The 24,382-nt window shown below is 69.6% G+C and carries 23 protein-coding genes; 11 read left to right on the plus strand and 12 right to left on the minus strand.

What is annotated here, in order from left to right:
• Nucleotides 1–8: 8 nt before the first annotated feature.
• Nucleotides 9–1,304, minus strand: coding sequence for an MFS transporter (locus ACFQVD_RS33525; protein WP_343962382.1), 1,296 nt, complete (start codon nucleotides 1,302–1,304; stop codon nucleotides 9–11).
• Nucleotides 1,305–1,444: 140 nt separating this feature from the next.
• On the minus strand, nucleotides 1,445–1,606 hold the full coding sequence (locus ACFQVD_RS33530; RefSeq protein WP_343962384.1) for a hypothetical protein: 162 nt from the start codon (nucleotides 1,604–1,606) through the stop codon (nucleotides 1,445–1,447).
• A 419-nt stretch (nucleotides 1,607–2,025) separates the two neighbouring features.
• Between ACFQVD_RS33530 and ACFQVD_RS33535 the strand changes: the two genes are divergently transcribed.
• Both ACFQVD_RS33535 and ACFQVD_RS33540 read left to right on the plus strand, forming a co-directional pair.
• Nucleotides 2,026–2,271, plus strand: a complete 246-nt coding sequence (locus ACFQVD_RS33535) for a hypothetical protein (protein ID WP_343962387.1) — start codon at nucleotides 2,026–2,028, stop codon at nucleotides 2,269–2,271.
• 126 nt (nucleotides 2,272–2,397) lie between these two features.
• Nucleotides 2,398–3,216: an SAM-dependent methyltransferase gene (locus ACFQVD_RS33540; protein ID WP_343962389.1), complete on the plus strand. Its 819-nt coding sequence runs from the start codon at nucleotides 2,398–2,400 to the stop codon at nucleotides 3,214–3,216.
• 137 nt (nucleotides 3,217–3,353) lie between these two features.
• On the opposite strand, the gene ACFQVD_RS33545 is transcribed toward ACFQVD_RS33540, so the two are convergent.
• Entirely contained in the window at nucleotides 3,354–4,133 is a 780-nt protein-coding gene (locus ACFQVD_RS33545; RefSeq protein WP_343962391.1) for a (2Fe-2S)-binding protein, read from the minus strand.
• A gap of 409 nt (nucleotides 4,134–4,542) precedes the next feature.
• On the opposite strand from ACFQVD_RS33545, the gene ACFQVD_RS33550 reads away from it, so the two are divergent.
• From ACFQVD_RS33550 to ACFQVD_RS33565, 4 genes are all read left to right on the plus strand, one after another.
• Nucleotides 4,543–5,601: an endonuclease domain-containing protein gene (locus ACFQVD_RS33550; protein ID WP_343962393.1), complete on the plus strand. Its 1,059-nt coding sequence runs from the start codon at nucleotides 4,543–4,545 to the stop codon at nucleotides 5,599–5,601.
• Nucleotides 5,585–6,163 (plus strand): hypothetical protein, encoded by a 579-nt coding sequence (locus tag ACFQVD_RS33555; RefSeq protein WP_343962395.1) that lies wholly within the window; start codon nucleotides 5,585–5,587, stop codon nucleotides 6,161–6,163. The genes ACFQVD_RS33550 and ACFQVD_RS33555 overlap by 17 nt, the downstream gene beginning before the upstream one ends.
• Nucleotides 6,160–9,255, plus strand: coding sequence for an ATP-binding protein (locus tag ACFQVD_RS33560; protein WP_343962397.1), 3,096 nt, complete (start codon nucleotides 6,160–6,162; stop codon nucleotides 9,253–9,255). Before ACFQVD_RS33555 ends, ACFQVD_RS33560 begins: the two co-directional genes overlap by 4 nt.
• 247 nt (nucleotides 9,256–9,502) lie before the next feature.
• Nucleotides 9,503–10,441 carry a leucine-rich repeat domain-containing protein gene (locus tag ACFQVD_RS33565; protein WP_343962399.1) on the plus strand — a complete coding sequence of 313 codons (939 nt, stop codon included), beginning with the start codon at nucleotides 9,503–9,505 and terminating at the stop codon, nucleotides 10,439–10,441.
• A gap of 136 nt (nucleotides 10,442–10,577) precedes the next feature.
• On the opposite strand, the gene ACFQVD_RS33570 is transcribed toward ACFQVD_RS33565, so the two are convergent.
• Both ACFQVD_RS33570 and ACFQVD_RS33575 read right to left on the minus strand, forming a co-directional pair.
• Nucleotides 10,578–10,805, minus strand: coding sequence for a hypothetical protein (locus ACFQVD_RS33570; RefSeq protein ID WP_343962401.1), 228 nt, complete (start codon nucleotides 10,803–10,805; stop codon nucleotides 10,578–10,580).
• 199 nt (nucleotides 10,806–11,004) lie between these two features.
• Entirely contained in the window at nucleotides 11,005–11,541 is a 537-nt protein-coding gene (locus ACFQVD_RS33575; protein WP_343962403.1) for an NUDIX hydrolase family protein, read from the minus strand.
• Between the two features lie 293 nt (nucleotides 11,542–11,834).
• Between ACFQVD_RS33575 and ACFQVD_RS33580 the strand changes: the two genes are divergently transcribed.
• The gene (locus ACFQVD_RS33580; RefSeq protein ID WP_343962405.1) at nucleotides 11,835–12,524 is read left to right on the plus strand and encodes a hypothetical protein; all 690 of its coding nucleotides are present in this window, start codon (nucleotides 11,835–11,837) and stop codon (nucleotides 12,522–12,524) included.
• A gap of 77 nt (nucleotides 12,525–12,601) precedes the next feature.
• Here ACFQVD_RS33580 and ACFQVD_RS33585 read toward each other — a convergent pair whose 3' ends face one another.
• From ACFQVD_RS33585 to ACFQVD_RS33615, 7 genes are all read right to left on the minus strand, one after another.
• Nucleotides 12,602–12,928 carry a hypothetical protein gene (locus tag ACFQVD_RS33585; protein WP_343962407.1) on the minus strand — a complete coding sequence of 109 codons (327 nt, stop codon included), beginning with the start codon at nucleotides 12,926–12,928 and terminating at the stop codon, nucleotides 12,602–12,604.
• Nucleotides 12,928–13,917, minus strand: a complete 990-nt coding sequence (locus ACFQVD_RS33590; RefSeq protein WP_343962409.1) for an alpha/beta fold hydrolase — start codon at nucleotides 13,915–13,917, stop codon at nucleotides 12,928–12,930. The genes ACFQVD_RS33585 and ACFQVD_RS33590 overlap by 1 nt, the downstream gene beginning before the upstream one ends.
• Complete coding sequence (locus tag ACFQVD_RS33595) at nucleotides 13,914–16,292, minus strand: CaiB/BaiF CoA-transferase family protein (RefSeq protein WP_343962411.1); 2,379 nt, start codon at nucleotides 16,290–16,292, stop codon at nucleotides 13,914–13,916. Before ACFQVD_RS33595 ends, ACFQVD_RS33590 begins: the two co-directional genes overlap by 4 nt.
• Nucleotides 16,293–16,371: 79 nt before the next feature.
• Nucleotides 16,372–17,670: an amidohydrolase family protein gene (locus tag ACFQVD_RS33600; protein ID WP_343962413.1), complete on the minus strand. Its 1,299-nt coding sequence runs from the start codon at nucleotides 17,668–17,670 to the stop codon at nucleotides 16,372–16,374.
• A gap of 130 nt (nucleotides 17,671–17,800) precedes the next feature.
• Nucleotides 17,801–18,307, minus strand: coding sequence for a DoxX family protein (locus ACFQVD_RS33605; RefSeq protein WP_343962415.1), 507 nt, complete (start codon nucleotides 18,305–18,307; stop codon nucleotides 17,801–17,803).
• Complete coding sequence (locus ACFQVD_RS33610) at nucleotides 18,307–18,633, minus strand: hypothetical protein (protein ID WP_343962417.1); 327 nt, start codon at nucleotides 18,631–18,633, stop codon at nucleotides 18,307–18,309. The genes ACFQVD_RS33605 and ACFQVD_RS33610 overlap by 1 nt, the downstream gene beginning before the upstream one ends.
• Before the next feature lie 58 nt (nucleotides 18,634–18,691).
• Nucleotides 18,692–20,191 (minus strand): class I adenylate-forming enzyme family protein, encoded by a 1,500-nt coding sequence (locus tag ACFQVD_RS33615; protein ID WP_343962419.1) that lies wholly within the window; start codon nucleotides 20,189–20,191, stop codon nucleotides 18,692–18,694.
• Nucleotides 20,192–20,521: 330 nt separating this feature from the next.
• Between ACFQVD_RS33615 and ACFQVD_RS33620 the strand changes: the two genes are divergently transcribed.
• The 4 genes from ACFQVD_RS33620 to ACFQVD_RS33635 all read left to right on the plus strand — a co-directional run bounded on the left by ACFQVD_RS33620 (nucleotide 20,522) and on the right by ACFQVD_RS33635 (nucleotide 24,378).
• On the plus strand, nucleotides 20,522–21,682 hold the full coding sequence (locus tag ACFQVD_RS33620) for a thiolase family protein (protein ID WP_343962422.1): 1,161 nt from the start codon (nucleotides 20,522–20,524) through the stop codon (nucleotides 21,680–21,682).
• Nucleotides 21,679–22,104 carry a Zn-ribbon domain-containing OB-fold protein gene (locus tag ACFQVD_RS33625; RefSeq protein WP_343962424.1) on the plus strand — a complete coding sequence of 142 codons (426 nt, stop codon included), beginning with the start codon at nucleotides 21,679–21,681 and terminating at the stop codon, nucleotides 22,102–22,104. Before ACFQVD_RS33620 ends, ACFQVD_RS33625 begins: the two co-directional genes overlap by 4 nt.
• Before the next feature lie 223 nt (nucleotides 22,105–22,327).
• Nucleotides 22,328–23,788: an MFS transporter gene (locus ACFQVD_RS33630; protein ID WP_343962426.1), complete on the plus strand. Its 1,461-nt coding sequence runs from the start codon at nucleotides 22,328–22,330 to the stop codon at nucleotides 23,786–23,788.
• A 119-nt stretch (nucleotides 23,789–23,907) separates the two neighbouring features.
• Complete coding sequence (locus ACFQVD_RS33635) at nucleotides 23,908–24,378, plus strand: GNAT family N-acetyltransferase (protein ID WP_343962428.1); 471 nt, start codon at nucleotides 23,908–23,910, stop codon at nucleotides 24,376–24,378.
• Nucleotides 24,379–24,382: the final 4 nt, after the last annotated feature.

The following is a 24,382-nucleotide window of genomic DNA, read 5'->3' on the forward strand; positions in this document are numbered from 1 at the left end:
GTGTCTCTTCAGCCGTCATGCGAGTCGCGCCCCTGTGCCACCTCGATCGCCTCGGCGGGAGCCGCTTCGGCGGAGATCCCGTTCACCGACGGAGGAAGGAACCGCTCCAGCCGGATCGTCTGGGCGGCCACCAGGACGAGCAGTCCCACCAGCACCATGAAGAGCGCCGAACCGTAGCCGGCGCCGAGCGCCATACCGGCCAATCCGGGGCCGATGACGTAACCACTGGTCCAAGCGAGGGTGTACGCCCCGTTGTACCGCCCCCGGTTCGAGTCGTCGGCGAGATCGTTGATGATCGGCGGGATGGTCGGGGCGAGACAGGCCTCTCCGACGGCGAACAGCATCAGCGCGATCGTGAATCCGGTCAGGGCGATCCCGCCGCCTCCCAGCAGTGGGGTGACCAGTACCGTCACCCACGCCCCGGCCATCAGTACGGCACAGAGCGCGAACCCGCGAGTCCGGCGCCGACCGGTCATGAGACGGAGTACGAAGAGCTGGGCGACCACGACCATGCATGCCTGCACGATGAAGGTGAAGCGCAGGGCTCCGGCGTCGAGCCCGCCGACCTCGGTGGCGTAGATCGGATAGGCGGTGTAGAAGGCCACGAACCCGCACACGACCACGGCTACAACCAGAACCCAGATTCTCCGCAGTATCGGGTTCGAAACCACCTCGCGATACCCGCCCGCGACGGCGGTGATCGGCGTTTTCTGGATCTGTGGAGGATTATCCGTGAACCGGGCGATCAGTACGGCGAAGATCAGGAACGTCGCCGCGTCCAACAGGTAGAGGATCACGAAGCTCTGCAACGACGAGAAGCTCACCACGAACGCTGCCACCAGCCCTCCGACGCTGGCGCCGACGTTGATGGCGGCCTGCCGGACCGCGAAGACCTGTGCCCGCAGCTCCGCGGGCACCGAGCCGCCGAGAAGCGACTGGAAGGCCGGTGCCGTGATCGCGATGCCGAGCCCGTACACCCCGGCCGCGAGAAATCCCTGCCAGGCCGACTGGATGACCGCCAGACCCGCGGTTCCCGCGGCGACGATGACAAGGCCCGCCACGCTGGTCTGCCTCGCGCCGAAGCGATCCGCGAGCAGACCGCCGAGAGGGTTTCCGATGAGTCCCGCGGCCGCGATCATCGAGAAGATCGGCCCTGCCACGGCAAGGTCGATATCCCGCATGCGGTGTAGGTAGATGAGGAAGAAGGGCAGTGTCATCCCCGTGCCGAGCGCGGACACGGCATCGCCGCTGAGAATGAGCCAGGTCTGCCGTGGAAGACGTGGCAGCAATCCGCGCACCGGCATCCGTTTCACCTATCTTGCTTGTCGCCTGTGGTGGTCCGTGGATTCAGAAGGACCGTTCAACGTCGTAGATGATGTCTTTGAACCCGCTGTTCCTCGCCGGAACGTTTCCGGCGAGGAACAGCAGTCGATGATCGGCTGTTCTAGAGGACGGTCTCGCTGTGGTTGAGGGTCATGCCGTCTGCGAGGACGATCTCGCTGTGGTTGAGGGTCATGCCGTCCGCGAGGACGATCTCGCTGTGGTTGACGGTCATGCCGTCCGCGAGGGCGAACTTGCTGTGGTTGGTGGACAGACCGCGCGCCATTGGGATTCTCCTCAGGGAGGGGCCCCGCCCCAGTGTGCAGGGCCAGATGGTTTGACCCCGTCAGGTTGACCGACGCTCCTTGGCGGAGACTTGGCGTCCTGCGTACCGCCGCCTTGGCTCACAGCTTCCGAGGGCGACCGACGGGCCGGGACCTCGCTCGCTCATGCCGGGCACCAAGCTTCTGCCAAGTGCGATCGGTCCAATGAGGCCGGGCCCCGAGGGGAATCCGGCGAGATACCCGGATGACGGGATGCCCGCCGTCGACGATTGCCACTCCTCACCGGGATGAGCGGTCTCGCACTGGAGCGGGCGGCCGGGCCGAATGTGAATCGACCAGAGTCTTGATCATCGGCGTGGTTCTCTTTGCCTTTTATCAGGCAATATCACCAACGTACCGTTTACACCTTCTGAGGGATCAAATGTCCATTTTCCGTTATCTCGTCGCCGCTGTTCTCGCCGTTTCGACGGTGGCGCTCGCCGCGCCGGTCGCCTACGCCGACCCTGAGCCCCTGCCTCCCTGGTCCCCCCTGTCGGAGGACTACGAGCCCTCGGGCACGCTGACGGTCAGGAACGGTGACCGCACGGAGACCTGGACCTGGGTGCCCGGTCACCAGAGCTACCGGAGCACCGAGAGCAACTCCGGTTCGGTGCGTCGGAACAGGTAGAGCCGGGGATGCCGGAGTGCGCGCGGGGGTGCTCCCTCCAGTGGCGGTCACGTATGGTTTGTCAGCAAAGATCCACGATCTTGCGGATTTCCCATATCCTTTCCGGAGGCGAGAAAGGGTGAGGGTATGGCTGAGCAAGAGGCTGTTCCGGCGGGTATCGACCCGAATATTCCAAGTGTTGCTCGAATGTACGATTACTACCTCGGAGGGAAGGACAACTTCGCCTCCGATCGGGCGGCCGCGGAACAGTTCATGCAGGTGGTGCCCGGCATCCGCGAGATAACCCGGGCGAACCGGCTGTTCCTCTCGCGAGTCGTCGAACTGCTCACGGGCCAGGGCGTGCGGCAGTTCCTCGACATCGGGTCGGGGCTGCCGACGCAGGACAACGTGCACCAGGTCGCCCATCGCATCGCGCCCGACACCCGGGTGGTCTATGTCGACAACGACCCCATCGTCCTGGCGCACGGCCGAGCGCTCCTGGCGGACAACAACCTCACCTCTGTCGTCCAGGGCGACATGCGGGAACCCGAGAAGCTCCTGACGGACCCGCAGATCACAGACGCCATCGACTTCACCCAGCCCGTCGCCGTGCTGCTGATCTCGATGCTGCACTTCATCCCCGACGACGCACTGGTCACCCGCATCATCACCGCGATCCGCGAACGGCTCGTCCCGGGTAGCTATCTGATCGTCACGCACGCCTTCGAGGCCGAGGTCAGCGCCGAGGTGCACGAGGCCGGGCAGCAGGTCTACCGCTCGACCAGCGCGGGGGCTCTCACCTCGCGCGGCCCGAAACAGCTGGCCGAGCTGCTGAACGGAATGGATCTGCTGGAGCCGGGGATCGTCCCGGTCGAGGCGTGGCGTTCCGAGTACAACGAGTACGGAGAGAAGATCACCGTCGACTTCAGCAAGCCCGGCATCCTCGGCGTCGTCGGACGTAGTTGACCGCCTCCATCGGCTCCGGCAGGGTCCCCGGGATCTCGGGCCGGAGGCGACGGGAAGGTTCCCCGGTGACGGCGTACTCGACCCGGTCTGTACTCGGCGGAGCCGAGAATCGGTTGTGGCGAGCAGAACGAAGAGCGTCAGTCAGAGCGGCGGGTCTGTGGGCGGCGGGGTGGTAGCAGGGCGCAGTCACCGCACATGCCGCCGCCGGGCAGGCGGTAGTACAGGCAGCAGCTGCGACGGACGAAGCAGGGACGGCCGGGTACGGGCTCGGTCGGTTCGCCCGTGCCGCGCAGGAGATCCCGGTCCAGCAGTTCGCGGCCCAGCCGCACGGCCTTCGCGGTGAGGTCGGGCCGTCGACGGGTGACGGCGCCGACGGTTCCGACCAGTGCGGAGGCCGCATTGCCCCACAACAGCCCCGGCGCGATCTTCACGATCCGCCGGACTGCCGCGGCGAGCGGTTCCAGCGTCTCGGTCATGATGGCGCGGTAGACCGGTTCGGCGATCCGCGCGGGGTCGCGGATGCCCCAGCCGGACAGCCGGGTGGCCCGCAGCGGCAGCGGGTCGGGGGCCGGCCGCCAGTACAGGTGCCCGGGGGCCAGGTCGATGAGCAGGTCGTGCGCGACCACGGCACCGATGCACGGGGACCACAGACGGGCGGCCAGGCCCTGGAACAGGATCGAGGCGGCCACCCGGTGCTCGGCGGTGCCCAGCCGTCCGGCCATGTCGTGGATTCTCGCCTCCAGGACGCCCGGATCGGTCCACAGATCGGTGAACGGCCGCCATCCGGCCTCGGCCTCGGCCGCCTCGACCTCGAAGTAGCCGCCGATGGTGCGGACCTCGACGATCGCTCCGGCGACCGCGGCCGGAGCGGCGGGCAGCAGTCCGGGCGGAGCACCGCCACGTGAGTCACACGGCATGGCGATCGTCTTCCTCGTTCCGCCGTCACATTCGCTGCCATGGTCGCATGACCCGCGCGGTCCTTCACGGGCCTGCCCATCGCGGGCCGGCGTACCGGAGTTGGGAATGGGCGGGTGATAAGTGTGGGGCGGGGCTGAGCTCCGGGGTGTGGCAGAGCAGGTCACAGTGGACGCGAAGGTGTCGGCCGGCTGTATGCCTATCGAGTTGAGGGGCGAATCCGGTAGCGAAAGAGGTTCGGTCCCGAGATGTGCTCTGAACGGTTCGAATTTCGCTCGACTGGAATTCGTGCCTGTCGTGATGCGTATGACTTCAGAGGCAGTTGAGGATTTGCCGAAAACGCATACGCCGCCTCCTGCGCTCCCCTAGCCTCTGCTAGGTCGTACCATCCGCCCCTCAAAGGAAAACGGCATGGCACAGTCGTGGGCCGAGTTGCCGACGTGTCGTGTCGTGTGGGCGTGCGGGGTGAGTTCCGCAGTCGTCATGTCGCGGACCGGCGCGTTGCCCGAAGGTTCCCCCGCGATATTCAGCTACCTCGCGGGCGGGGGGCGGACCGTCGCGGAAACGGTCGCCGACGTACTTCATGAACTGGAAAGAAACGTCGTCGATCTTTTCCCGGCCTGGCTACCCGGTGCCGAGGGCATCGACGGTCCGGGGGGCGCGGCCGTGCCCGCCGTGCGCGAACTCGCAAGGCGGGCAGCGTCCGGTCATCGGCACCTCGCCCCTTTCCTGATGGATCTCGCCGCGCGGTCCCTGACAGGTGCGGTGCCCCGTGGTCACCCCGGCATGACCGAGGTGCGCGCCGCCGGGCTGGCCTTGGCGTTCGCCGCGAGTCTCGGTCGTCCCCGTACCTCGATACTGGTCCAAGTGCCGGAGGGGCTCTCCGCCGCCGAGGAGGAGACGCTGGTGGCGGCCGGTGAGTGGCTTGTCCAGCGCGGTGGGCTCGGTGTCTGGCTCACCGGGGCCGCGCTGGTCACCGTCGACCGGATCCAGACGGTGACCGTACGGTCCGAGCCGCTGCGACACGTCTCCGTTTCCTCGGCCACGGCGGGGCTTCCGCATCCGTTCAGCCCCGTGGAGTCCGCACTGGAGCGGGCGCTCAGCTCTCATGGGTGGGCCGCGGGGCGGGCCTGGAACCAGACCTACCAACCGCACCCGCTGGTCAACCCCATCCGGGTGGACCTGTGCTGGCCGGACGAGCGCTGCGTCGTCGAGCTCGACGGCCCGGAACATCGCCGCCCGGGCAGGCTCGCCGACGACCTGGCGCGGGACGCGCGGCTGGGAAGGGACGGTTACGCGGTCCTGCGCTTCACCAATGAACGCGTCATGGCCGACATGCCGGCTGTGCTCCGCGAGCTGAAGCAGTTTCTGCAAACCCACCGCACGCGCGAAGGACAGGGATATGCCGGGAACAGAACTCACACTCTCCGAGACAGCGGCGCTGGTGGTGTTGATGGTCGAGGTGAATGAGATCTCCAACCCCGATCTTAAGAAACGTTACGGCCTGACCCTTGACGGGAAATCGCGCCTGAAACTGAACGATCTCAAGCTCGTGCAGAGCCGGAAGGCAGGCCGGGCGTTCGTTCATCTCCTGACCGACCAGGGCTGGGCCAGGATGGCCGAGGAGATCCGATCCGGCATTCCCGTGCCCAGTGGCGCGGCCGGTGCGATGAACCGTGCACTGCTGTTCTGGCTGCGTGGTTTCCTGGCGAGGACCGGCCAGAGCCCGGCCGACATCTTTCCCGTCAAAGACGATCCGGTCGAGGCCGGGGACGTCACCGCGCGCATCCGCGCCGCCTACACCGAGCTGGCCGCCGAGCCCGGCGCCTCGGTCGGCCTGGCGCGGCTGCGACCGCTGCTCGGCGAGTTCACCAGAGCCGAGGTGGACGGTGCGCTCAAGGGGATGATCCACCTGCCGGGCGTGAGCATCATGCCCGAGCACAACCAGAAGACCCTCACCCCCGAGGCCAGGGCGGCGGCGGTGACCATCGGCGACCAGGACAAGCATCTGATCTCGATCGAGGCACGATGAACAGCCGCGAACTGAAAGCCCTTCAGGCGCTCAGGTTCAACTGGGCCGAGGGCCCGGAAGACGTGTGGAGCCCCTCGCCCTTCCACGTGGAGGGCCTGAACCCGAACGTGGAACGCGGCATTCTCGGCGGGATCGTCGACGTGGCCGCCGGGAGCGCCACCAGCCCGATCGGTCTGGTCCTGCGCGGTCAGCGAGGCTCGGGCAAGACCCACCTGCTCGGCTGGACCAGGGAAAGGATCCAGCGGGAGAACGGCTACTTCTTCCTGGTCAGCCTGCTGGACGCGCGGACCTTCTGGGAGAGCACGCTGATCTCCATGCTCGACGGCCTGCTGCGGGACGGCAGCGAGGGGGAGAGCCAGGTCAAGATCCTGCTCCGGCGGCTGGCGGAACTGGCCGACGTGCCGCGCTGGGCGCAACGCGAGGTGATCGGGAACCGTCTGGTGACGCGCGAGGGGCTCGACGCCTTCGCGGCCGGTTTACGTAAGTTCGATGTCCAGGTCGGTAAGGGGGCCAAGGACAGCCTGCGCGCGCTCGTGCTCTATGCCAGTGCCGACCACGGCATGCAGGACATCGGCGACGGGTTTCTCTCCGCGCTGCCCGAGGAGGAGCCGGGCGAGCGCGCGGCCTGGGGAATCCGGCAGTTCCCGAAGACGCCACAGGAGATCGTCAAGGACCTCTCCCGCCTCCTGGCGCTGACCGGGCCGTCCGTCGTCGCCGTCGACCAGATCGATGTGCTCGTGGCGCAGTCTCCGGTCAGCGGTGAGGGAACGGCAGTACACGACTGGCACGACCTGATCGTGGTCGACCAGGTGGCCGGTGGCCTGATGGCGCTGCGCGAGGTCACCCGCAGGACCCTGACGATCGTCTCCTGCCTGCAACAGACCTGGACCCTCATCGAGAAGTTCGCCACCGCCACCGCGCGCGACCGGTTCCGGCCGATGCCCGACCTGCAACCGCTCCCCGACGCCGAGGCCGCTCGCGCCCTGGTCGAGAAGCGGTTCACCACCCGGTTCGCCGAACTCGGCTACGAGCCGCCCTACTCGACCTGGCCGGTACGGGAGGCCGTGTTCGGCGATGCCGACGAGTTCACCCCGCGACAGCTCCTGATGAGGATCGACGCGCACATCGAGGCATGCCTGAACGACGGAGAGGTGCGGGAACTGGAGCGCCTCGGCCAGACTGCCGATTCGCATCGGGCATCTGCCCCCGATGACCGCCTCAGCGCCATCGACTCCCGCTTCGCCGAACTCCGGCAGAAGGCGCGCGTGACCGACGCCCTGGACGCCACCGTCGAGGACGCCGTGATGCCCGCCCTGCTGGCGGCGGGGCTGTCGGCCTGGATCGACGGGCTCGGCGGGGCGGGACGTGAGTTCAGCGTCGACCCGCCACCCGGTAGGAAGCCTCCGCTGCACGCCCGGCTGCGGCACACCTTGGACGAGGAGACCGAGGACGAGGCGCACTGGGCGTTCCGCGCCATCGCCGCCACGAATGCGATCGCCGCGCTGAGTCGCCTGCGGACCGCCTCGGTGGCGGCCGGACTGAACACCGAGGTCCCCAGGCGGAAGCTGTTCGTCCTGCGTACGATCCCCTGGGCGAAGGGACCCCGAACGATCGAGGCCGTGACCGCGTTCGAGCGGGCGGGGGGCAGGGTGCTTGCGGTGAGCGAGGAGGATCTCGGCGTCTTGGCCGCGCTGCGTGAACTGTACGCGGAGAACCCGCCGAACCTGCGGGCCTGGCTCGCCGCGCGGCGGCCGGCGGGCGAGGTCGCGCTGTTGCGCGAGGCCCTTGGTGACACCGGCACCGAACCTGTCGAGCAGCCGGCCGCCGACCCCGTGGACACCAAGGCGACCACGCCGTACATCCCCCTCGGCGACACCGTTCCCGGCGGGCGAACCGTCGGGATCGAATTGGAGGCGCTGCGGAAGCACGCCGTGATCTTCGCTGGAACCGGGTCGGGGAAGACGGTCCTCATTCGCCGCCTGGTCGAGGAATGCGCGCTCCAGGGAGTCTCGGCGATCGTGCTCGACCCCAACAACGACCTGGCACGGCTCGGGGACGGCTGGCCGGAACAGCCCTCGGGGTGGGGGCCCGGTGATCGGGAGAAGGCCGCCGCCTACCTGGCCGCCACCGATGTCGTCATCTGGACACCCCGCCGGGTAGCCGGACGGCCGCTCAGTTTCCAGCCGCTGCCCGATTTCACGGGCCTCGCCGCGGACCCCGACGAGTTCGGCGCGGCGGTGGACGCCGCCGTCGCCTCGCTCGTGCCGCGTGCCAAACTCGACTCCAAGATGGTCAAGGCCCAGCGCGGGCAGGCCGTGCTCCGGGAGGTCGTCGCGCACTACGGGCGCGCGGGCGGACAGGGGCTGCCGGGTCTCATCGGGCTACTGGCCGCTCTGCCGGACGGGGTGAGCGGGCTCGACAAGGCCGAGCAGATCGCCGCCGACCTGGCGCAGACCCTGAAGGCGGCGATGGTCATCGACCCTCTGTTCGCCGGTACCGGAACTCCTGCGGATCCCGGTGTCCTGCTCACTCCACCACCGGGCAAACGGGCACGGGTCTCGGTGATCAGCTTTGTCGGCCTGCTCTCGGACGAGCAGCGCCAGAGCTTCGTCAACCAGTTGCAGATGGCGCTGTTCGCCTGGATCAGGAGGCATCCGGCCGGTGACCGCCCGCTGGGTGGCCTGTTCGTGATGGACGAGGCGCAGACCTTCGCGCCGTCCGGTGCGATGACCGCCTGCACGCAGAGCACGCTGATGCTGGCCGCCCAGGCGCGCAAGTACGGCCTCGGCCTGGTGTTCGCCACCCAGGCGCCCAAGGGGCTGCACAACATGATCCCGGGAAACGCGGCGACCCAGTTCTTCGGCCTGCTCAACGCTCCCGCCCAGATCGAGGCGGCCAAGGAGGTGGCCCGCGCCAAGGGCGGCCGGGTCGACGACGTCTCCCGGTTGACGGCCGGTCAGTTCTACCTGGCCGCCGAGGGGACCGCTTTCACCAAGGTACGGGTGCCGCTCTGCCTGACCCACCACCCCAAGGCTCCCCTGACGGCGGAGGAGGTCGTCAGCAGGGCGAGTATCCAAAGTCCCCAGGTGTGATGACCATGAACGTCGGCGGCGGCGACACGGCCGAATGATCTTTAAATGACCGGGGGTCTCACGGCGTGGTGCGAGTCGACCGGGATTCACCGGACGCGCCCCGACTCGCTCATGCCGTGACCGGCGACGCCGCACCCCGAGGACGAAACAAGTTCAATGATCCACAACCGGGTCGCAAGTCCTCGTCGTTACCGTGATCGCCGGTCACATCCTGTTGACGGGCAAGGAGAAAATCAAGGTGGCAGCGGTGAATCACGTGCTTCGGACCGCTCGGCGGCGGATGAACACCTACCTGCGCGAGGGATCGGACACGTTGAACCTGTCGGGTCTCGGCCTGGTCCAGGTGCCCGAGGAGGTGGCCGAGCTTCCCGGTCTGCGGGTGCTGTGCCTGGAATCCAACTGGTTGACCGAGATTCCCCGGTTCCTGACCGACCTGCCCACGCTGACCGAGCTCGACCTCGGGCACAACCGTACGCTGACCGCCCTGCCCGAGTGGATCGGCGAGCTGACCGGACTGGTCCGCCTCGATGTCGGGGTGACCGGACTGCGCCGCCTTCCCGACTCGATGCGCGAGCTCACCGGCCTCACGGAACTCGACCTGAACAACCTCCATGACCTGGAGGTGCCCGAGTGGATCGGCGACCTCACCCGGCTCGCCAGGCTCAGTATGTGGTACGCCGGGCCGGACTGCTTCCCGGCGTCGATGGCCCGTCTCACCGCCCTCACCCGGTTGGACCTGGCATACAGCCGGCCCGCCGACCTCTCTCCGTGGTTGGGCGAGCTGACCGCTCTGGAGCGTCTCGAGATGCAATCCGTCCCACTGACCGGCGGCCTGCCGGAGTCAGTCGGGAACCTCACCGCCCTCACCTCTCTCAGCCTGTGGAACACCAAGCTGAGAGAGCTGCCGGAGTCGATCGGCAGGCTCACCGCCCTCAGGTCCCTCAACCTGGGTGTGAACGAGCTGACCGCCCTTCCCGAGTCGATGCGGACCCTCACCGCCCTGACCAGTCTCGATCTGCGGAGAAACCGGCTGGCCGAGCTGCCGGAGTGGCTGGGTGAGCTGACCGCGCTCACCGAACTGCGCCTGGACGGCAACGACCCCAGGCCCCAGGTCCCGGCCTCGCTGCGAGCACTCGCGCGGACCAACCCGGAATGGCGCCGCTTCCTGGCCAGCCGCACCCGGTGAGCCTTGAGGAGGATGCCGCCCGGATCGGGGCGGCATCCCGTGAAGCCCTTGTCGATCCTCGCGATGAGAACCCATTAGAGGTCGAAGGCGCGTCGACTCAGGGGTACAGCGGACTTGAGGAGACGGGCGGCGGACCTCAGCCGGGAGTGCCCGGGGTGCTCGGCGGCGGCGGGGGCGGGGGCGGTGGGGGAGGCGGGGTGCCACCTCCACCGCCACCTAGGCCTCCGTGCTCTGGTTCGCCACAGTCGTGAATGGGGTTGCACACGGGGGGCATGGCGAAGGCGGAACCGGCGGTGAGCGCCTGCGCGCCGCCGAGTGCGAAGAACATCGCGATGACCGCGATGGCCTTGTGCTTTCTGTTCATGAGAGGTCCTCCTTTCGTCGTCGAGGATGATCGATGGTCTTTCGATCGGCTTGAAGACGTCTTGGAGGTGGCTGCAATCGGCTCGGGACCAGCGCATTCTGTACTGGAACGCCGCCGGGCGGGCATCGGCGGACCTGGTCCCACGAGGGCACAGTGGCCCGTTCTCCTCGCGCCGGCGGGGACTTCCGGCGGCGGAAGGTCAGGAGAGGCAGCCGACGTAGGCGAGGGCCTGCTTCAGCAGGGTGCCCTGGCCGCCGAGCATCTCCTGTTGCACCAGTGGTGACGAGGCCTCCTCGGGAGTGAACCAGACGAGGTCGAGGGCGTCCTGCCGGGGGCGGCAGTCACCCGCGACCGGGACGACGTAGGCGAGGGAGACCGCGTGCTGCCGGGGGTCGTGATAGGGCGTGACGCCCTGCGTCGGGAAGTACTCGGCGATGGTGAACGGCTGCGGAGAGGCGGGGATGTTGGGCAGCGCGGTCGGGCCGAGGTCCTTCTCCAGATGGCGGATGAGCGCGTCGCGGACCCGCTCGTGGTGCAGCACCCGGCCGGAGACGAGGGCGCGGCTGACCGTTCCGTCCGCTCCGATGCGCAGCAGCAGGCCGACACGCGTGACCGTTCCGGCCTCGTCGACTCGCACCGGCACGGCGTCGACGTAGAGGATCGGCATTCGTGCGCGGGTCGACTCCAGCTCGTCGGGAGAGAGCCAGCCGGGCGTGGTTTCGGTCATTTCGGTCATTGATCGATCGTACTTCGCGGCGGGCTCGGAAACGCGTTTCGCCCCTGGCGACCTGCCGAAAGTCGGGGCCGGGTGCGCGCCCGGGAGCCCGCGCACCCTGCCGCCGTACGCGAGCGGCTCGGCCCGATGCGCTCAGGACGGACCGGGCGCTCAGGACCGGCGGGGGCCGATCACGCTTCCGGCCGGTTGGGAACCCGCGGGATCGTCGGCGGGGTGGGCGGCCGAGGCGAACACCTCCGGGGGACGGGGCCGGACGTGCCGTCGGCGCCGCGCCCGCCACTAGACTTGATCCCGTGGACGACGAGCCCGAGGCAGAGATCGGTGCACCGCTCCCCGCCACCGCCTACACGGTTCTGGGCGTTCTGTCGGTCCTCGACGAGGAGCTGTCCGCCGCCGAGATCAAGGTCCGGTGCGACTACACGCTGCGCTGGTTCTACTGGTCCCCCGCCATCAGCCACATCCGCCGGGAGCTGCGGAGACTGGGGGACCTGGGGCTGGTGACCGAGCGCGAGGTGACGATCGGCAGGGTCAGGCGGAGCACCCTGTACCAGACCACGGAGCGCGGTGAGGAGGTGCTCCGGCAGTGGGTCTCCAGCCCGCCGGTCGACGAGCCGGTGATGCTGAAGAACCCCGCGCTGCTCCGGGTCTACCTCGGCAGGTTCACCGAGCCCTACGAGCTCGTCAAGGTCCTCGACGACCGGCTGGAGCAGCTGGAGGAGCAGATCAAGGACCTCGTCTGGGGCAAGAGGCGCAGCCACGAACTCGGCCTCGACGAGGAGGAGCGTGTCCAGTACGGGAGCGCGCTCGGCGACTACCTGCTGCGCGCCGCCCACTTCGAGTACGGCAACGTGCGCCAGTTGCGCGATCGCATCGCCGACTACGACCCCGACCATCCGGAGCTGAAGGTCACCCGCCCCAAGGGCCTGCTCCGGCGCCGCCTGCGTCAGCAGGACGCGCCGCCGGAGGACCTGCCCGACCAGTGACGTGGCGGATATGACGACGGGCACACCGGTATGACGCGCGACCGGAGGACGCGCCGGTGGACCGGTGCGGTGGACGGTCAGTTCTCCTCCGAGACCACCCCCAGGTACGTCCCGTAGACACCGAGCCGCTCGCCGTCACGCTCGATCTCTCCGAGCAGCCGGCTGCGCGGGGAGTTCTGGCCGCCCAGCGGGAGCACGCTGAACCGGACGTGGACGGGCCGGGAGGTCTCGGGGTCGGTGATGTCGACCCAGACCGCGACGGTGCCCTTCACCTCGTCCTGCTCGACCTTCGTCACGCGGTGCCGCGAGGTCAGTTCGAGAAAGGTGTGCTCGCCGGTCAGGTCGAACCGGACGGGTGCGCACAGCTCCCCCTGCCGCGGCGGAATGCACAGACTGATCGCCATCACTCGGCTCCTTCATCATCTTGGTCGCGCAGGAAACGGGTCACCGCGTCGGCGAGGCCGCGGGGGTTGCTGGTCTGGATGGTGTGCCCGGCGTCGGGAACCCGTTCCCAGCGGGCTCCGGGGATGAGCGCGGCGAGTTCCGCCGCCCCTTCGTCGCCGAACACCCGGCTGCGCTCGCCGCGCAGCACCAGGGTGGGGCAGGTGATCCGCGCGGCGGCCCGTCGCAACTCGTCCGGAGAGGCGATTCGCCCCATACTCGGCTGGAACTGCGTCGTGTCGTGCTTCCAGGTGAGCAGGCCGTCATCGGTCCAGGTCAGGTTCTGCGCCACCCCGGACGTGGCGGCCTCCCGGGTACGCGGCAGCACGCCGGAGAGGAAGGCGTCGGCCTCGTCGAGGTCGGCGAAGAGCGGGCGCCGGGAGATCAGCTCGTTGACGGACCGGCCCGCCGCGGCGTCGATGTCGGGGCCGACGTCGACCACGACCAGCCCGGCCAGCACCGCCGGGCGCCGGGCGGCCCAGACCAGAGCCGCCATGCCGCCCATCGAGTGCCCGACCAGGACGACCCGCCGGGCACCGAACCTCGCGGTCACCGTGTCGAGGTCCGCGGCGATGGCGTCGGTGCCGTACCCGCCCGGCCCCGCCCAGTCGCTCTCCCCGTGCCCGCGCAGGTCGAGCGCGACGCAGCGGCCGAGCCGCCGCAGCAGCAGCCCGACAGCGTCGAAGGAGTGCGCGTGCAACCCGCCCCCGTGCAGGAACAGCAGCAACGGTTCGGTGGCCGGGCCGGGCCACTCCAGGTAGTGCAGTCGCACCCCGTCGTCGGCCCGTACGACGCCCTCGGCGGGGAGCACCACGTCGGCGGGGTCGATCCCGGCGGCCGAGGCGAGCGTGGTGAGCCGTTTGAACTCGCTGGTGAAGGAGTGCATCCGCAGCGTGCGCACCGAGGGCCGCCGCCCGTGCGGGACGGCCGCCGTGCCGGTCGTCCCGCTCACAGGCCCGCCGGCCGGGTACCGATCACCTTCTCCTCGGCCAGGACCCGGATCTCGTCCTCGCTCATCCCGAGGATGCCGGTGAGGATCTCCTCGTTGTGCTGGCCCAGCAGGGGCGCCGGGGTGCGGAACCACGGCTCGGTGACACTGGCGAGGCGGAACGGCAGCCCGGCGGTCAGGAACTCCCCGGTCGTCGGATGTGCCGACGGCTCCCAGAACCCGCGGGCGGTGAGCTGCGCGTCGGTCAGCAGGTCGGCGGCGGGACTCACCCGCGCGGCGGCGACCCCGGCCGCCCGGAGCCGGTTCACCGCGTCGCCCACGTCGACGCGCGCGCTCCACGAGCCGATCGCCTCGTCCAGCTCGTCGCCGGCCGCCCGACGGCCCGGCTCGTGGGCCAGGTCGGCGCGGTCGGCCAGGTCGTCCCGGCCGAGGAGCCGGGCGAGCGCGGGCCACGCGTCGTCGCCGAGTACGGCCAGGGCCACCCACTCGTCGTCCCCGGCGCAGCGGTAGACCCCCTGCGGGCCGGCACCCGGGCCGCGGTTGCCGTCGCGCCGCGGTTCCCGGCCGTTGGCGCTCGCCTCCAGCAGCGCCTCGGCCGCGACGTTGAGCGCCGCCTCGACCATCGTCGACTCGACCTGCATGCCGGCTCCGGTGGTGTCGCGGACCTCGAACGCGGCGATCGAGGCGAACGCGGCGTGCAGGCCGGCGAGGGGGTCGCACACGCCGCGGGGGATCAGCGGCGGACCGTCGGCCGCGCCGGTCATCCACGCCATGCCGCTGGCCTGCTCCATCGTCTGGGCGAAGCCCACCCGGTCGCGCCACGGCCCGTCGAGGCCGAAGGCGGGCATCCGGATCATCGTGGCGCGCGGGTTGGCCGCCCTGACCGCGTCCCACTCCAGCCCGAGGTTTCCCATCACCCGGGGGGAGAAGTTCTCGATGACCATGTCGGCGGTGGAGATCAGGCGCAACGCCACCTCGCGGGCCTGGGGCAGGCTCAGCTCCAGGGTGAGGTCGAGCTTGTCGCTGTTGTTGCAGAGGAAGAACAGGCCCCACTCCCACCACTGGTCGACGGTCGGGGGACGGCCGCCGGAGAAACGCATCCCGTCGGGGCGGCGCAGCCCCTCGACCTTGATGACCTCGGCACCCAGCGCGGCGAGGGTCTGGGTGGCCGAGGGACCGGCCCAGAAGGCGGTGAAGTCCACGACCCGCAGCCCCGCGAGCGGACGGGCCGACGCGTCGGCCGCGTTCTCGGCCGCCGGGGCGCGGTCCCGGGCCGGCCAGCTCACCTGGCCGTCGTGCGCGCCGGGGGCCGGCACCTCGCCGGGGCCGACGGTGTCGAACGCGCCGCTGCGGTAGGGAACCCGTGGCTGCAGGCTGCCGCTCGCGTTCTTGACGAAGACGCCGCGCTCGCGGAAGTGGTCGATCTCGGTGATCGTGGTCGGGGTGCCGATGGGCGCGACGGGGATGCGCAGCGCGGAGGCGAACTCCACGATCTCGGCCGTGGTACGGGTGGCGGCCCAGCTCGCCACCATCTCGGCGAACTCCTCCCGCCGCCGCAGGCGGCCGGCGAATGAGGCCAGGTCGGCGTCCTCGACCAGGTCGGCCCGGTCGATCAGCACCAGGAAGTCGGCGAACTGCTGGGCGGTGATGGTGCAGAACCCGACCAGGCCGTCGGCGGTGGGGACGATCGAGGGCAGTTCGAGGTTCCTCGGCGGCAGGCCCTGGCCCCCGTCGGGGAGGCCGGCCGCTACCGCGGACAGGCCGCCCATCGTGATGACCATGGCCTCGAACGTCGACACGTCGACGACGTCGCCCTGTCCGGTCCGCCTGCTCCGGCGCAGCGCGGCGGCGGCGGCGACGGCGGCGTAGGAGCCGGCCACCCACTCACCGATCCGCCCTCCGGCCTGCAGCGGCATCTCACCGGGCCAGCCTCGGCCGCCGATGGACCCGCACATCGCCTGCAGTACGAACTCGTTGACCGGCAGGCCGGCCTCGGCGTAGGGCCCGTCGAGACCGAAGGGGGTGATCGAGACGACCACCGTCGTGGAGCCGGGGGGCAGCAGCCGGCGTACCGCGTCGACGTCCCAGCCCGCCGACCCGTCGGTGACGACGAGATCGACGTCGGAGAACAGTTCCGTGGTGCCGGACAGCACGGACTTCTTGCCCGCGTTGAGGTAGCCGAACAGCGCGCCGCTCTCGCCGTCGGCGGCGGGCCGGAAGCCCGACACGCTCCACCGGCGCATCGGATCACCTTCCGGTGGCTCGATCTTGACCACCTCGGCGCCGGCGTCGGCGAACATCTTTCCGCAGTAGGAGGCGGCGATGCCCGCCGAGATCTCCAGGACTCTGAGTTCGGCGTAGGGGGTGCGCTGCGTCATCTCTACCTCGCGTGGTGAAGTCGGGGGGATACGGCGCCCGCCCGCGGGAGGAGGCGGGCGGGCGGCCGATCAGTGGGGGTCAGGCGTCCTGGCGGGTGCGGGCCTGACCGAACCGGGTCATCCGGGCCCAGGCGTCGCGGTCGCGCTGGCTGGCCTCGCGGCCGACATGGGTGACCACGTCGACGTCGGTGGCCTGCGACCGGAGGTATCCGGCGGTCGCCTGCTCCCGGGGGATGTGCTTGAAGGGGTCGAAGGAGTAGGCCTTCATCGCGTTCTCATGGGTGATCTTGTTGATCACCGAGTCGGGCAGGTGGCCCATCGTCTCGATGACGTCCTCGGGCGCGAAGGGCCAGTTGCTGTCCGAGTGCGGGTAGTCCGACTCCCAGAACACGTGGTTCTCGTTGAAGTGGTCGATCAGTTGGGGGCCGACCTTGTCGGTGATGAAGCAGGTGTAGAGGTGCTTCTTGAACACGTCGGTCGGCCCGGTGTAGCCCTCGGGGAAGGTGGCGTTGGTCCAGCCGGAGTGGCGGTTGAGCACGTGCTCGGAGCGCCAGAGGAAGTAGGGGATCCAGCCGATGTCGCCCTCGGTGAGGGAGAACTTCAGGTTGGGGAACTTACCCCAGAACTCTGCCCAGATCAGCTCAAGCAGGGTGTACGTGCTCATCATCGACGAGATGGACATCGCCACGCTCGGCGGCGCGTCGGTGGAGATCATCGGCATCCGCGAGGACGAACCGACGTGGCAGCAGAGCACCGTGTTGTTGTCCGAGGCCGCCTTGAACAGCGGGTACCAGTAGTCGGTGTGGATGCTGGGCATGTTCAGCGCCTCGGGGTTCTCCGAGAACGTGACGGCGTGGCAGCCCTTGTCGGCCAGCCGCCTGATCTCCTTGGCCGCCTCCTCCACGTCGAACAGCGGCAGGATCCCGCACGGGATGAAACGGCCGGGGTGGGCGCCGCACCACTCGTCGACGTGCCAGTCGTTGTACGCCTTGATCATGATCAGGTTGAGGTCGCGGTCCGGGCCCTGGTTGAGCACCTGCCCGGAGAACCCGGTCCAGTTCGGGAAGTTCAGGCCCGCGAGCTGGCCGCCCGCGTTCATGTCCCGGACCCGCTCGTCGACGTTGAAGCAGCCCGGCCGCATCTCGTCGTAGCTGCTGGCGTCGATGTTGTACATCTCACGGGGCTTGCCGGCCACCGCGTTGAGGCCCATGTTCCGGCCGCGCAGGTCGCCGTAGTACCACTGCTGGACCCCGTCGTCCTCGATGATCACCTTGGGGGCCTGGTCCTTGTACCGCTGGGGGACATGGGCGTGGAACATGTCCGCGGGCTCGGCGATGTGGTCGTCGACGCTGATCAGGATCAGATCGTCCTTGTTCATTTCAACCTCCGTTGGCTGGTCCTGCCTGGCAGGACGGATGAGGGGACACGGCCTGGACGCTTTTTCCGGGTACGGGCCTTCGGACGCGGGCCGGGATCGATCGGGAGGCGTGGGCGGGACGGCCGAGGGCTCAGGCCCGGTCCCGTACCGGCCGCCACGTCGCGAGGAGCAGGACGGCCGCGCCACCCACGCCGACGAGAAGGGCGACCGCCAGCCCGGCCCATCCGTCGGCGAGGGCGTCGATTCCCAGCACCGCGTCGAGCGAGGCTCCGCCCGGACCGGCGAGGGCGACCGCGAGGCAGGTCACCGCGAGCAGCAGTACGTACTCGTAGCCGTCCTTGAACACGAAGAAGCCGTTGCGGGCGTGGGCGGCGAGCCCGGCGACGACCGCGACACCGACCAGCGCGCCCGCCGCCATCGGTGTCAGCAGTCCGATCGCGAGCGCCGTGCCCGCCGCGACCTCCACCGCGACCGACATGACGGCCTGCAGCTTGGGATGGCGCATGCCCAGGCCCGCGAACCAGCGGGCCGTTCCGGCGAGCTTCCCGCCGCCGAAGGCGTGGTTGAGACCGTGCACGATGAAGATCACTCCGACCGCGACACGGATGAGGAGGACGGCACCGTCCGTGGTCCCCATCAGTCGCTGGCCGGGAGTGGCTTGGCCTCTTTGAGGACGAGGTCGGTCTCGCCGTCCGACAGCGAGCCCGCACCGCCCACGGTCACCAGCACCTCGACGGCGTCGTCGCCGGGGTGGGTGTAGCGCTTGCCGAGCAGTGACCCGCGCATCCGCTCGGCGACCGGTGTCGTCTCCGCCGCGCCGGACGCGTCACGTCCGAGCATCGGGACGCCGCCGCAGCAGAGCGACAGCGGGCGCGTTCCCGGCCGGATGACGATGACCTCGGTGGCGCACACCTGGCTTTTCAGGCGCAGCCCGGCGCGGAGGCCGACGGCCTCGGTACTCATGATCGACTCCTTCGTTGAATGGTTGCCCGCGCGGCTCTCCGCGGGTTCGGGGAGTGGCTCAGCCCGCCACGGGAGGGCTGAGCCAGGCGACGAGATGGCGGCGGATGATCTTTCCCGTCGGCGTGTAGGGAAGCTCGTCGCGGAAGACGACCTCGTCGGGTGTCCGGGAACCGCGCAGCAGGCCGCGGACGTGCGCACGTAGCTCCGCGGCATCGGCTTTCGCGTCCTCGCGGCGGACGACGACCGCGACGAGCCGTTGACCCCACTCGTCGTCGGGCACGCCGACGACCGCGGCCTCCGCCACCGCCGGGTGGGTCAGCAGTGCGTCCTCCACCTCCGCGGGCGCGATGTTCTCTCCGCCCCGGATGACGGTGTCGTCGTTGCGGCCGCTCAGGAACAGGTAGCCGTCCTCGTCGAGGCGGGCGAGGTCGCGGGTGGGGAACCAGCCGTCGGCGTCCAGCACCGAGCCCGCTCCCCGGTACTCCCCGGACACCTGCTCGCCGCGGACCCACAGCTCACCGGTCGTCCCAGGGCCGAGGACCGATCCGTCGTCCGCCCGGATCTGCGTCTCGATGCCGGGCACGACCTGGCCGGCCGAGCCGAGCCTGGCCCGGACGACCGGGTCGTCGGACTCGATCGCCTTGCGGTGGTCCTCGGGTCCGAGCACGGCGATGGTGGAACTGGTCTCGGTCAGACCGTAGGCGTTGGCGAATCCGGTCTCCGGGAAGGCGCGCAGGGCCTGTTCGAGCACCGGCGGCGGCATGCGCGCGCCCCCGTAGGCGAGCGAGGCGAGTGCCGGGCAGTCCGCGTTCGCTCCGCCGAGGTGCTCGACGACGCGCGCCAGCATGGTGGGCACGACCATCGCGCCGGTCACCCCCTCCGAGCGCACGAGCTCCAGCCAGCGGGCGGGGTCGAAGTCCGGCAGGTAGACCATCCTGCGGCCCGCGTAGACGTTGGTCAGGGCCGAGCCGATCCCGGCCACGTGGTACGGCGGAACGCTGACCAGGGCGCAGTCGCGCTCTTCCGCCGACGCGAACTCCACGGTGCCCAGGACGTAGGAGAGCAGGTGGGAGTGGCGCAGCACGACGCACTTGGGATCGGCGGTGGTGCCGCTGGTGAACAGCAGGACCGCGGCGGAGCCGGGATCGGCCTCGGGGCCGGGCACCGGCTCGGTCCGCCTGGCGGCGGACAGCCACTCCTCGGCCGCGATGACGCGGTGACCGGTACTCCTGGCGATCTCGACGTACCGGGAGTCCGCGACGACCACCGGTGCGTCCAGCCGATCGAGCAGGCCGCGCAGCACATCGCGAGGCAGCCGATAGTTCAGCGGGGCCAGCGGGAGTCCGGCGGCGGCACCGGCGAACAGCAGGGTGGGCAGCAGCGGTGAGTTCTGGCCGATGAAGGCGACCGAACCCGCGGCGTCCTCCCGGAGCAGGGTGGCCCCGGCGTTCGCGTCCCGCTCAAGGCCGGAGAAGGTGATGCCGTCCGCTCTGCGCCCGAGGGCGACGCGGTCCGCGAAAGCGGCCGCCGCCATGGAGAGAAGCATGGAGATGCTCACAGGGCCTCCGTGGTCCGTGGCGAATTGCGACCAGTACAACTCGGACCTTTAGTCCTGTCAACCCTGCATTTTGGAACCGTCCATCACCGAATAAATTAGGTTCACCTAAGTTGATCTTGCTTGCGATATGCCTGTTCTGTCGGGTTTTTCAGAGGGATGTATCGGACTATCGGTGCGAGATCGTGTGGAGTTTGCACAGTCCCGCCTATTGACGTAGTGAGAAACGGTGAATCTAATAGACCCAGAGTCTTGTGGTGCGGATCACTTCCTGAGGTGGTTGTACATGCGTGTGAGACAGCGAGTCGGAACCCTGCCGCGAAAGGCGGGCCGGTGAGCGCCGGCCGCGCGGTGATCGCCGGGGTGTACAACACCCCGCAGGCGCGACGCCTGGAGGACTGGACGACCCGGAAACTGATCGCGTCGGCCGCCCTGGGCGCCCTGCGCGACGCCGGGCTCACGCTCGCCGACGTCGACGGGGTGATCACGGAGGGAGATTCGTCCGCGCTCATCTACGACCTGCGACTCGGCCCCGCCTGGCAGGGGCGGGGATTCGGCCTCGACGCCGTCGTCGAGGCGGCCAACGCGATCGAGGGAGGTCAGGCCGACGTCGTCCTCATCGTCGCGGCCGCGGCCGGCGTGTACGTCGACCGGGACGCGACCGCGCCGTGGACCCGGCCGGAGAACGAGTTCGTGGCGCCCTGGGGACTCTTCACCGCCGCGGAGTTCGCCCTGATCGCCCGGCGGCACATGACGACCTACGGGACGACCCCCGAGCAGCTGGCCACGGTCGCCGCGACCATCCGCAACAACGGGCACCAGAACCCCGAGGCGGTGTACTTCGGACGTGGCCCGTTCAAGCCCGAGGACATCCTCGCCTCCCGGATGATCGCCGACCCGTTCCACCTGCTGGACTGCTCGATGACCTCCGAGGGCGGGTGCGCGCTGGTCCTGGTCGCCGCCGACCGGCTGGCCGACATCCCCGGCAAGCCCGTCCACGTGCTGGGCGGCGGCGCGGACTACTACGGCCCCGCCTACCAGTTCCCGCCCAGCTGGGACCTGGCCGGCCGTCGCGGCGGCCCGGTCAACGGCCGGATCGGCGGGCGGGCGGCGGACCGGGCGTTCCGGCACGCCGGCCTGGAACGTTCCGACGTCGACGTCCTCGAACTATACGACCCGTTCTCGTTCGAGATCATCCGCCAGCTGGAGGCGTTCGGCTTCTGCGAGCCGGGCGAGGGCGGTCCGTTCGTCGAGGACGGGCACATCGCCGTCACCGGCAGCCACCCGGTCACCACGGACGGCGGAACGATGTCGTTCAGCCACGCGGGCGGGTCACCGCAGATGTTCCAGCGCGTCATCCGCGGCGTCCAGCAACTTCGCGGCGAGGCGGGACCGCTGCAGGTACCCGGCGCCGAGGTGGCGCTGTGCAGCGGCGCCGGAGCCGGAGCCCTGTTCAACTCGGTCGTTCTGCTCGGCACGGAGGCGTCGTCATGAGCACACCCCTGGCTCCCCAGCACGGTGAGTTGCCGCACGCCGAGCCCACCGAGCTGAGCGCCCCGTTCTGGAACCGCTGCGCGGAGGGAACGCTGACCTTCCAGCGCTGCGCGGCCTGCCGGTCGATCAACTTCCCGCCGGTCGAGGTCTGCCGCGAGTGCCTGGACACCGACCTCGGCTGGGAGGAGAGCTCGGGCCGCGGCACCCTCTACAGCTGGACGGTCGTGCACCGGCCGGTCACCGCCGCCTTCACCCCGCCCTACGCGCCCGCCATCGTCGACCTGGACGAGGGCTACCAGATGGTCACGGACCTGATCGGAATCGCGCCCGAGGAGATCACCGCCGGGATGCCGGTCGAGGTCGACTTCCACGAGGTGAGCCCCGGACTGCACCTGCCCTACTTCCGGCCGCGCTCCGGCTAGCCCCTGCCGCGCGAGCCTCGCGACAGGGCCCCGTCGGCCTCCCTCCGACAGGCGTCCGTGCCTGTCCTCCTCCCTATGGCATCGCGTACCGGCGTGCATGAACGGCCGTACGCGACGTGAGCCGGAACGCCCCGCTCCGCCGAGCGCCGGCGTTCCCGTTCACCTTCGTCTCCGCACTTCCCACCCCCCGCCGCAGTGCTCCCGGATGCGAGGAGAAACCAGAATGTCATCACCCTCCGGTACGTCAGCCGCCAACCTGCCACCTCGGTCGATTCCGGTCGTCATCGCGGTGCTGCTCATCGCCGAGATCGTCAGCGCCTTCGAGACGACCATGGTCTACAACGCCCTGCCCCGGTTCATCACGGCGTTCCAGAGCAACGCCGCGGATGTCAGCTGGAGCGTGACGGCCTTCCTTCTCGTCGCGGCCGCGTCCGCCGCGCTGTGCGGTCGTCTCGGTGACGTCTACGGGCGGCGGAAGCTCCTGATCATCGTGCTGCTGCTCTCGGCGGTGGGTTCGCTGATCAGTCTCTCCACCGGCACGCTGACCGGCGTGATCGTCGGCCGGGCGATCCAGGGAGCCGCCGGGGCGATCCTGCCGCTCTGCTTCGGCCTCGCCCGCGAGATGCTGCCGGCCAAGCGGGTACCGGTCGCGGTCGCGGTCATCGCGGGCGCGGCGCTCATCGCCGGAGCGTCGGGCAACCTCGTCTCCGGCCTGCTGCTCGACCTGGCGGACTGGCACCTCATCTTCGTCTTCGCCGCCGCCCTGGCGCTCGTCGCCGCCGCGGCCTGCCTGGCCCTGCGACCCTCGACCGTCGTCGCGCGAGTACAGAAGATCGACTATGTGGGCGGTGTGCTCTTCGCCCCCGCCATCGCGTTGGTGCTGTTCGGGGTCACCCAGTCCCGTAGCTGGAGCTGGGGAGACGCCAGGACGCTTGGTTTCATCCTGGTCGGGCTGGCGATACTCGCGGTCTGGGCGTGGTGGGAGCTCAGGGTCGACGACCCGATGATCAATATCCGGCTGTTCTTCCAGCACAAGCTCGCCCTAACGATGCTCGCCACCGCGGTCCTCGCGCTCGGTCCGCTCGGTATCAGCGGATTCCTCTTCCCCCTGATGATGCAGACGCCGGAGACGGCACCGGTGGGTCTCGGGCTGAGCCCGAGCGTCGCGGGGATGCTGGCCTTCTCCACCTCCATCATCGGCTTCGTGCTCACCCCGGTCAGCGGGCGCGTCTCGGCGGCCGCGGGGGCCCGGCTCTCACTGATGATCGGCGCGGCCGTCGGCGTGGCGGGCGTCGTGATGCTCGCGGTGCTGCACAAGAGCGTCGTCGGCCTGGTCGCGAGCACTCTCGTCCTCGGCATCTCGACGGCGTTCGTCTACACCGCGCTGCCCAACCTGGTGGTCGAGGCGGTCCCCGCCGAGAACACCAGCGAGGCGACCGGTGTCAACGTCGTCACCCGCACCGCGTTCCAGGGCGTCGCCACCTCGGTCGGGGCGGTGCTGCTCGCCTCCTCCACCGTGCCCGGGACGACGTTCGGAACCGAGGCGGCCTACTTCAAGGTGTTCGCCCTGATGGGGGTCTGCTGCCTGATCACCTTCGTGATCGGCATGGTCATCAAGCCCGGACGGGAGACGGCACGGTCCGCGACACCCGAGGTCGCGACCCCCGTGGCGGCGCACGACTGACCGCCGGCACCGGGTCGGGGGCCCGGGACGACGACGTCCCGGGCCCCCGACCCGGTGGGGCGGTCGCCCAGGTCTTTCGGCGCCGGAATTGTCGTACCCCTGTGCCACACTCGCTCGGCATGAGCGGCGATGTGCGGTTGAGAGAAGTCGAAGAGGCCGATCTGGAGCTGTTCTTCGAGCATGAGCACGATCCCGAGACGGTCCGGCGGTCGAAGTTCGTCCCTCGGGATCGGGAGCGATTCATGACCCACTGGGCCAGCAGGGTCCTGGGAGATCCTACGGCCCTGGTGCGGACGGTCACCGTGGACGGGAAGGTGGCCGGCAATGTCGTGTCCTGGTGGGACGAGGAGAAGCGCTTCCTCGGGTACGTGTTCGGCCAGGAGTTCTGGGGCCGGGGCATCGGCACCCGGGCGGTGGCGCTCCACCTGCGACAGGAGCCGACCCGCCCGCTCTACGCCGACCCCTACAGCGGGAACATCGGCTCGGTGCGGGTGCTGGAGAAATGCGGCTTCCGGCACGTCGAGAAGGTCCAGTACGGCGAGCACGAGCACCTCATGCTGGTACTGGACGCCTCCTCCGCACCCGCCTGACTCC

The sequence above is a fragment of the Streptosporangium amethystogenes subsp. fukuiense genome (assembly GCF_042665875.1).
Lineage (GTDB): Bacteria > Actinomycetota > Actinomycetes > Streptosporangiales > Streptosporangiaceae > Streptosporangium > Streptosporangium fukuiense.